The following is a 9,007-nucleotide window of genomic DNA, read 5'->3' as shown; positions in this document are numbered from 1 at the left end:
GCCCTCGTACTGGACGTACTTGGGTTTGTGCCCGGTGCGGCGAGAGTGCGTGCCGGGCGTCGCGGGGCAGGCGGGACTTTCGCAACAGGCCCTAGGAGGCCTCGGCGGCGGGCAGGGCCTGCTCGCACCAGATGGTCTTGCCCACGGAGGTCTGCCGGGTGCCCCAGCGCTGGGTGAGCTGGGCCACCAGCAGCAGGCCGCGGCCGCCCTCGTCGAAGACACGGGCCCGCCGCAGGTGGGGGGCGGTGCTGCTGCCGTCGGAGACCTCGCAGATCAGCATGGTGGTGTCACGGATGAGCCGCAGCTGTATCGGGGAGCCGCCGTAGCGGATGGCGTTGGTGACGAGCTCGCTGACCACCAGTTCGGTGGTGAACGCCAGCTCGTCCAGCTGCCAGGCGCCGAGCTGGTCGAGGGTCAGGGTCCGGGCCCGGGCGACGTGCTCGGGGTCCGCGGGGACCTCCCAGGTGGCCACCTGGTCGCCGGGCAGGGCGCGGGTGCGGGCGAGCAGCAGCGTGACGTCGTCGGCGGGTTCGCCGGTGCGCAGTGCGGCCACCACGCGTTCGCAGGTCGCCTCCAGCGACTCCCCTGGCGTCGCCAGCACACGGCGGAGCCGGTCCAGGCCCTGGCTCATGTCGAGGTTCCGGGAGTGCACCAGGCCGTTGCTGAACAGCGCGAGGGTGGTGCCGGCGGGGAGGTCCAGCTCGGTCGTCTCGAACGGCAGTCCGCCGAGCCCGAGCGGTGGTCCGGCCTGGCCGGGGGCCTTCTCCACCACCCCCTGCGGGGTGATCACGAAGGGCAGCGGATGGCCCGCGCTGGCGAGGGAGCAGCGCCGGGAAACCGGGTCGTAGACGGCGTACAGGCAGGTCGAGCCCACCTCTCCGGCCGGTTCCGCGGCGCCGTCGTCGAGGTGGAGGACGAGGTCGTCGAGGTGGGTGAGGAGCTCCTCCGGCGGCAGGTCGACGTCGGCGAGGGTACGGACCGCCGTGCGCAGCCGGCCCATGGTGGCCGAGGCGTGGATGCCGTGGCCGACGACGTCTCCGACGACCAGGGCCACCCGGGTGCCCGACAGGGGGATAACGTCCAGCCAGTCGCCGCCGACTCCGGCCCGGGTGCCGGTGGGGAGGTAGCGGTAGGCGATGTCGACGGCCGGGCGGGCGGGCAGGCCCTGCGGGAGCAGGCTGTGCTGGAGGGCCAGCGCGGTCTCGCGCTCCCGGGTGTAGCGCCGCGCGTTGTCGATGGCGGTCGCGGTCTTCGCGGCCAGTTCCTCGGCGTCGGACAGGTCGTCCTCCTCGAACGGCGGGGAGTCCCGGGTCCGCCAGAAGGCGATCACCCCCAGCTGGACGCCCTGCGCCGACAGCGGCGCGGTGATCAGCGAGCCCATGCCGTACGCGAGGAGCCGGTCCGCGCACCGGGCGTCGGGGGCCCACCCCGCCGGGGCGGTGCGCAGGTCGGAGTGGAGGGCCGCGCCGCTGCCGGGGGCTGACCGGGACGGTGCGGCCGGTGCGCCGGCCGGGCCCAGCGGCGAGTCGTCGCGGATACCACCCCGGGCGACACGCAGCAGGCCCTCGCCGTCGGCGTTCGCCGGCTCCCCGCCGGTCAGGACGGCTGCCGCCAGGTCGACGGTGACATGGTCGGCGAAGCGGGGGACGGCCACCCGGACGAGTTCGTCGGCGGTCCGCCGCACGTCGAGGGTGGTGCCTACGGCCGTACCGGCGTCGTAGAGCAGTCTGAGCCGCCGGTGGCTCTTCTCCAGGGAGGCGGCCATGGTGTTGAACGCCGCCTCCAGCTGCCCGATCTCCCGTCTGCCGGAGGGCGGCACCCGTGCGCTCAGGTCACCGGCGGCGAGCCGGGTCGCGGTGCCGGCCATCCTGCGCACCGGCCAGACAATCACCCGGGTCACATAGGCCCCGTAGCCGACGATCAGGAGGACGGCCCCCGCGACTCCGCCGGACGCGGCGAAGGTCAGCGTGTCCATCCGGGCCTCAAGGGCGCGCTCGCGTCTGTCGATGGCGACACGCTCGGCGGCGAGATAGCGCATCAGCTGGTTCCGCAGCTCGTCGACGCGCAGCTTGCCCTCCATCGTGCGTCCCGTACTGCTCGCAAGGGGATCGCCGCGCTCGACCGCGTCGACGAGCGGGACCGAGTAGTCGTGGATGAAGGACTGCCCGGACTGCAGGATCTGCTGGGCCAGCAGGCGCTGGGAGGGGGAGGTGCTGATGTCCACGAGCCGCTGGGCCTGGACGGGGAACGCGGCCCGTGCCGCCCGCCACGGCTTGAGGAACTCGTCCTGCCGGGTGATGACGTAGCCCCGCTGCCCGCCCTCCAGGTCGAGGAGGGTCCCCTCGACCACCCCGACCTGGTCCAGGGCCGGTCTGCCGCCGCGCGCCGACACCAGGGAGTCGCGGGCGTCCTGGATCGCCCACAGCAGCATCAGGAAGACGAGACCGATGAGCACGGCGAGAAGACCGCCAGCGACGGCCGTCAGGGGGACGAGTCCCCTGTGCGGAGGTCTCTTCGCTCGGCCCCTGCGCAGCATGCGGGCGTTCCCTCCACCACAAAGCGCCAAAAGGAACATTAAGGTCATGTTCCTACTTTTGGATTGTAGGGCGGTGTTAGGCCCACGCTTGGTGACGCGGAAAATACGCGCAGGCGCCCGGCGGCCCTGGGGAACGGGCCGCCCGACGCCTGCGCGGACGTGCTGGGACGTGCGGGTTTACGCCTCGGGAAGGCGGTCCAGCTGGGCCTGGATACGGGCGATGTCCTCGTCCGCCTTCGCCAGGCGGCCGCGGATCTTGTCCACCACGTTGTCCGGGGCCTTCGCCAGGAACGCCTCGTTGCCCAGCTTGGCCGTCGCCTGGGCCTTCTCCTTCTCGGCCGCCGCGAGGTCCTTCGCGAGACGCTTGCGCTCCGCCGCCACGTCGATCGTGCCGGAGAGGTCGAGGGCGACCGTGGCGCCGGCGACCGGGAGGGTGGCCGTGGCCGCGAAGGCGTCGCCCTCCGGCTGGAGGCGCAGCAGCTGGCGGATGGCCGCCTCGTGCGGGGCGAGCGCCGTGCCGTCGAGGGTGAGACGCGCCGGGACCCGCTGGCCGGGCTGGAGGCCCTGGTCGGCGCGGAAGCGGCGGACCTCGGTGATGACGGACTGGAGGGTCTCGATCTCCTTCTCCGCGGCCTGGTCGCGGAAGCCACTGTCCTTCGGCCACTCCGCGATGACCACCGACTCGCCGCCCGTGAGGGTGGTCCAGAGGGTCTCCGTGACGAAGGGGACGACCGGGTGCAGCAGCCTGAGCGTGACGTCGAGGACCTCGCCGAGGACGCGCTTGGAGACCTCGGCCGGCTCACCGCCCGCCTGGAAGGTGGTCTTCGACAGCTCGACGTACCAGTCGAAGACCTCGTCCCAGGCGAAGTGGAACAACGCGTCCGACAGCTTCGCGAACTGGAAGTCGTCGTAGAGTGCGTCGACTTCGGCGACGACCGAGTTGAGGCGGGAGAGGATCCAGCGGTCCGTCGAGGACATCGCCGACGGGGCCGGCAGGGGGCCGTCCACCGTCGCGCCGTTCATCAGGGCGAAGCGGGTCGCGTTCCAGATCTTGTTGGCGAAGTTGCGGGAGCCCTGGACCCAGTCCTCGCCGATCGGGACGTCGACGCCCGGGTTGGCGCCGCGGGCGAGGGTGAAGCGGAGGGCGTCGCTGCCGTACTTGTCCATCCAGTCCAGCGGGTTGACCGCGTTGCCGAAGGACTTCGACATCTTCTTGCCGAACTGGTCGCGGACCATTCCGTGCAGGGCGATGGTGTGGAACGGCGGGGTGCCGTCCATCGCGTACAGGCCGAACATCATCATCCGGGCGACCCAGAAGAAGAGGATGTCGTAGCCGGTGACCAGGACGGAGTTCGGGTAGAACTTCGCCAGCGACTCGGTCTGTTCGGGCCAGCCGAGGGTCGAGAAGGGCCACAGGCCCGAGGAGAACCAGGTGTCCAGGACGTCGGTGTCCTGGCGCCAGCCCTCGCCGGTCGGGGCCTCGTCGTCGGGGCCGACGCAGACGGCCTCGCCGTTCGGGCCGTACCAGACGGGGATGCGGTGCCCCCACCACAACTGCCGTGAGATGCACCAGTCGTGGAGGTTGTCGACCCAGTCGAAGTACCGCTTCTCCATCTCCTGGGGGTGGATCTTGACCTTGCCCTCGCGGACCGCGTCACCGGCGGCCTTCGCGAGCGGGGCGACCTTGACCCACCACTGCATGGACAGGCGCGGCTCGACGGTGGTCTTGCAGCGCGAGCAGTGGCCGACGGAGTGGACGTAGGGCCGCTTCTCGGCGACGATCCGGCCCTCGGCGCGCAGCGCGGCGACGATCGCCGAGCGGGCCTCGAAGCGGTCCAGGCCCTGGAACGGGCCGTGGACGGTGATCACGGCGTGCTCGTCCATGACCGTGATGGCCGGGAGGTCGTGGCGCCGGCCGATCTCGAAGTCGTTCGGGTCATGGGCCGGGGTGACCTTGACGGCGCCCGTGCCGAACTCCGGGTCGACGTGCTCGTCGGCGACGACGGGGATGGAGCGGTCCGTCAGCGGCAGCTTGATGAGCTTGCCGACGAGGTGCCGGTAGCGCTCGTCGTCGGGGTGGACGGCGACGGCCGTGTCACCGAGCATCGTCTCGGCGCGGGTGGTGGCGACGACAATCGCCTCGTCACCCTCGCCGTACTTCATGGAGACGAGCTCGCCGTCGTCGTCCTGGTACTCGACCTCGATGTCGGAGATGGCCGTCAGACAGCGCGGGCACCAGTTGATGATGCGCTCGGCGCGGTAGATCAGCTCGTCGTCGTAGAGCCGCTTGAAGATGGTCTGGACGGCCTGGGAGAGACCCTCGTCCATGGTGAAGCGCTCGCGCGACCAGGCGACGCCGTCGCCGAGGCGGCGCATCTGGCCGCTGATCTGGCCGCCGGACTCCGCCTTCCACTGCCAGACGCGCTCGACGAACGCCTCACGGCCGAGGTCGTGCCGGGACTTGCCCTCCTTGCCGAGCTCACGCTCGACGACGTTCTGCGTGGCGATACCGGCGTGGTCCATGCCGGGCTGCCACAGCGTCTCGAAGCCCTGCATGCGCTTGCGGCGCGTGAGGGCGTCGATGAGGGTGTGCTCGAAGGCGTGCCCGAGGTGCAGGCTGCCCGTGACGTTCGGCGGCGGGATGACGATCGTGTACGGCGGCTTGTCGCTCTTCTCGTCCGCCTCGAAGTAACCCCGCTCCACCCAGCGCTCGTACAGCGGCCCCTCTACGTCGGCCGGCGCGTACTGGGTCGGCAGTTCGGTGTCGGGCGCTGGTGGCTGCTGCTGAGCATTCTCGGTCACGGGGCTCAGTTTAGAGGTGTCGCAGGGCTGTCCCGAAACGCGTTTGTTCCGTAACGGCGCGGGCACCCCCGCGCCATGAGTCCCCTGTGGCTGAGCCAGGATGTCAGGAACACATAAGCGTGGAGGGGAACCCAGAGACGAGCTGAACCAGCCGGGCCCGTACGACGGGCCGCCGCAGCAGCAAGTACATCACCTTCTTCGGCGTGTACGGCTCGGTGAAGGACCCGCAGGCCGCGCTGGACACCACCTTCGCGCAGATGAAGAAGGAGGGCGCCTCCGGCAACGGTGTGAAGCTGGTCGGCGACGCGCAGTCGGTGTCCCCCGACGGGCTCGACGGTGCGGTGATGAAGTGCCGGCGGGCGCGGGGCAAGAGCCGGCTCACCGGCAAGGAGCAGACGGCGTACCTGTGCATCTGGGCGGACTACAGCACGATCGGCGTGGTGGAGCCGACGGCGGGTGTGAAGACGTACAGCGTCGCCGAGTCGGCGAAGACCGCGGCCGATGTCCGCGCGGACATGCGCGTCGCCGAGTAGGACGGTGAACGCCGAAGCGCCGGGCTCCTCCGAGGAGGGCCCGGCGCTTCGGTGTTGACGCGGTTATGCCGACTTCTGCTCCCCCGCGCCCCGGCCTCGCGCGTCGCGCGGGATCAGGGTCGGGTTGACGTTGGAGTGGACGACGTCGGCCGTGACGACCACGCGGGCCACGTCCTTGCGGGACGGCACCTCGTACATCACGGACATCAGGACCTCTTCCATGATGGCCCTCAGTCCTCGGGCGCCGGTCTGGCGCAGGATGGCCTGGTCGGCGATGGCCTCCAGGGCCTCGCGCTCGAAGTCCAGCTCCACGCCGTCGAGTTCGAAGAGGCGCTGGTACTGCTTGACGAGTGCGTTGCGCGGCTCGATCAGGATCTGGAGGAGGGCCTCACGGTCCAGGTTGTGGACCGAGGTGATCACGGGCAGCCGGCCGATGAACTCGGGGATCATGCCGAACTTCACCAGGTCCTCGGGCATGACGTCCTCGAACTGGTCCTTGGACTGCAGCTCGCGCTTGGAGCGGATGGTCGCGCCGAAGCCGATGCCCTTCGCGCCCGCCCGGGACTCGATGATCTTCTCCAGGCCGGCGAAGGCACCGCCCACGATGAACAGCACGTTCGTCGTGTCGATCTGGATGAACTCCTGGTGCGGGTGTTTGCGGCCGCCCTGCGGCGGGACCGACGCGGTGGTGCCCTCCAGGATCTTCAGCAGGGCCTGCTGCACGCCCTCGCCGCTGACGTCCCGGGTGATCGACGGATTTTCACTCTTCCGCGCGACCTTGTCGATCTCGTCGATGTAGATGATCCCGGTCTCGGCCTTCTTGACGTCGTAGTCGGCCGCCTGGATCAGCTTGAGGAGGATGTTCTCGACGTCCTCACCCACATAGCCCGCCTCCGTCAGCGCGGTCGCGTCGGCGATAGCGAACGGGACGTTCAGCATGCGCGCCAGGGTCTGCGCCAGGAGCGTCTTGCCGGAGCCCGTGGGGCCCAGCAGCAGGATGTTGGACTTCGCCAACTCGATGGCGTCGTCGCGGCCCTGGGCGCCGCCGTTCTCACCGGCCTGGACGCGCTTGTAGTGGTTGTACACGGCGACCGAGAGGGCCTTCTTGGCGGGCTCCTGGCCGACCACGTAGCCCTCCAGGAACTCGTAGATCTCGCGGGGCTTGGGGAGTTCCTCCCAGCGCACCTCGCTCGTCTCGGCGAGCTCCTCCTCGATGATCTCGTTGCAGAGGTCGATGCACTCGTCGCAGATGTACACACCGGGCCCTGCGATGAGCTTCTTGACCTGCTTCTGGCTCTTGCCGCAGAACGAGCACTTGAGCAGATCGCCGCCGTCACCGATGCGTGCCACGGTGTGCTTCCCCTTCGCCTGGGAGACGCCTGGACACTTTCGAATCCAGCGGCTCCTGGTGCTGCCTTATGTCGACGGTACCTTGCCGGGCCCCTCGTACGGGCCCCCCTTGGCACGGTTCACTTTGACGTGCACCTTGCCGAGCGCGCGGTCAAACCGGGCCAAGGGCGGCAGAGACTACATCCTCTGTCAGCGGACTTCCTCGTTGTTCATCTTCCGGGTGGAGATGATCTGGTCCACGATGCCGTACTCCAGCGCTTCCTCGGCCGTGAGGATCTTGTCACGCTCGATGTCCTCGCGGACCTGCTCGAGGGGCCGGTTGGAGTGCTTGGCCAGCATGGTCTCCAGCTGATCACGCATCCGTGTGAACTCCTTGGCGATGATCTCCAGGTCGGAGAGCTGGCCACGGCCCGTGGAACCGGCCGGCTGGTGGATCAGCACACGGGAGTTCGGCAGCGCCATGCGCTTGCCGGGCGTGCCGGCGGCCAGCAGGATGGCCGCGGCGGAGGCCGCCTGGCCCATGCAGACCGTCTGGATGTCGGGCTTCACGAACTGCATCGTGTCGTAGATCGCCGTGAGGGCGGTCATGTCGCCGCCCGGGCTGTTGATGTAGATCGAGATGTCCCGGTCCGGGTCCATCGACTCCAGGCACAGCAGCTGCGCCATGACGTCGTTGGCGGAGGCGTCGTCGATCTGGACGCCGAGGAAGATCACACGCTCCTCGAAGAGCTTCGCGTACGGGTCGTACTCGCGGATGCCCTGGGAGGTGCGCTCGACGAAGCGCGGGATGACATAGCGGGCGTCGGGCCGGGGCCCGTCGTAGCGGGCGTCAGCGGCGCCGGGAATGTTGCTCATGAGGGTGTTCACCGTCCTGGTGGCGTTCGGGGGCTGGAGTCTCGGCGGAGCCTGGCGTGGCCGGGCCTCGGGTCAGGCGCCGGTGCCGCCGCCTCCCGGAACACCGGAGGCATGCGTGATGATCTCGTCAATGAGACCGTACTCCTTGGCCTCTTCCGGGGTGAACCAGCGGTCGCGGTCGCCGTCGCGGACGATCGCCTCGACGGTCTGGCCGGAGTGCTGCGCGGTCAGCTCGGACATGCGCTTCTTGGTGCGCAGCAGGTACTCGGCCTGGATCTTGATGTCCGAGACGGTACCGCCGAGGCCCGCGGAGCCCTGGTGCATCATGATGTCGGCGTGGGGCAGCGCGAAGCGCTTGCCGGCGGCGCCGCCGGTGAGCAGGAACTGGCCCATCGAGGCCGCCATGCCCATCGCGATGGTCACCACGTCGTTCGGGATGTACTGCATGGTGTCGTAGATCGCCATGCCGGCCGTCACCGAGCCACCGGGGCTGTTGATGTAGAGGTAGATGTCCTTGGCGGGATCGGCCGCGAGCAGCAACAGCTGAGCGGTGATCTTGTTGGCGATGTCGTCGTCGACCTGCTGACCCAGGAAGATGATCCGCTCGCCGAGCAGCCGGTTGTAGACCTGGTCGCCGAGGCCACCACCGATGGAAGGCTCGCCGGCGGCGGAGGGCATCAGATTCGTCACGTATCCACCTGCTCGTCTTACGACGGCGCCGGGCCGTCTCACGTTTCCTAGCCGGGGGCTTGGCTGCCCTCGTACTCATGGACCCTAACGCGATGGTCCCTTCGGGGAATCCCGGTAAGAGGGCTGTTCGCCGGGGGCGTAGCGCGGGTGCCCCCGGTGGAAGGGCCGCCGTCAGCCCGCCGTGCCTGTGCCGGTGGGTGGGCGCGTGCAGCGCCGTCGTGGCTTGTCGCGCGGTTCCCCG

At 69.6% G+C, this 9,007-nt stretch carries 6 protein-coding genes; 1 reads left to right on the top strand and 5 read right to left on the bottom strand.

Annotated features, from left to right (window positions below):
• Nucleotides 1–91: 91 nt before the first annotated feature.
• Together ABZ396_RS04650 and ABZ396_RS04645 are read right to left on the bottom strand one after the other, a co-directional pair.
• Entirely contained in the window at nt 92–2,455 is a 2,364-nt protein-coding gene (locus tag ABZ396_RS04650) for a SpoIIE family protein phosphatase (protein WP_358926835.1), read from the bottom strand.
• Between the two features lie 258 nt (nt 2,456–2,713).
• Nucleotides 2,714–5,338, bottom strand: a complete 2,625-nt coding sequence (locus ABZ396_RS04645; protein ID WP_358926836.1) for a valine--tRNA ligase — start codon at nt 5,336–5,338, stop codon at nt 2,714–2,716.
• 203 nt (nt 5,339–5,541) lie between these two features.
• On the opposite strand from ABZ396_RS04645, the gene ABZ396_RS04640 reads away from it, so the two are divergent.
• Nucleotides 5,542–5,871 carry a hypothetical protein gene (locus tag ABZ396_RS04640; protein WP_358926837.1) on the top strand — a complete coding sequence of 110 codons (330 nt, stop codon included), beginning with the start codon at nt 5,542–5,544 and terminating at the stop codon, nt 5,869–5,871.
• 63 nt (nt 5,872–5,934) lie between these two features.
• Here ABZ396_RS04640 and clpX read toward each other — a convergent pair whose 3' ends face one another.
• The 3 genes from clpX to ABZ396_RS04625 form a co-directional block, all read right to left on the bottom strand.
• Nucleotides 5,935–7,221 carry an ATP-dependent Clp protease ATP-binding subunit ClpX gene (clpX, locus tag ABZ396_RS04635; RefSeq protein ID WP_293992481.1) on the bottom strand — a complete coding sequence of 429 codons (1,287 nt, stop codon included), beginning with the start codon at nt 7,219–7,221 and terminating at the stop codon, nt 5,935–5,937.
• A gap of 189 nt (nt 7,222–7,410) precedes the next feature.
• Complete coding sequence (locus tag ABZ396_RS04630) at nt 7,411–8,076, bottom strand: ATP-dependent Clp protease proteolytic subunit (protein ID WP_358926838.1); 666 nt, start codon at nt 8,074–8,076, stop codon at nt 7,411–7,413.
• A gap of 72 nt (nt 8,077–8,148) precedes the next feature.
• On the bottom strand, nt 8,149–8,754 hold the full coding sequence (locus ABZ396_RS04625) for an ATP-dependent Clp protease proteolytic subunit (protein ID WP_352220772.1): 606 nt from the start codon (nt 8,752–8,754) through the stop codon (nt 8,149–8,151).
• Between the last annotated feature and the right edge of the window lie 253 nt (nt 8,755–9,007).

Source organism: Streptomyces sp. NPDC005866 (assembly GCF_040629895.1).
GTDB lineage: Bacteria > Actinomycetota > Actinomycetes > Streptomycetales > Streptomycetaceae > Streptomyces.
Note: the sequence above shows the minus strand (reverse complement) of the source record. Positions and strands in the feature narration are given on the sequence as shown.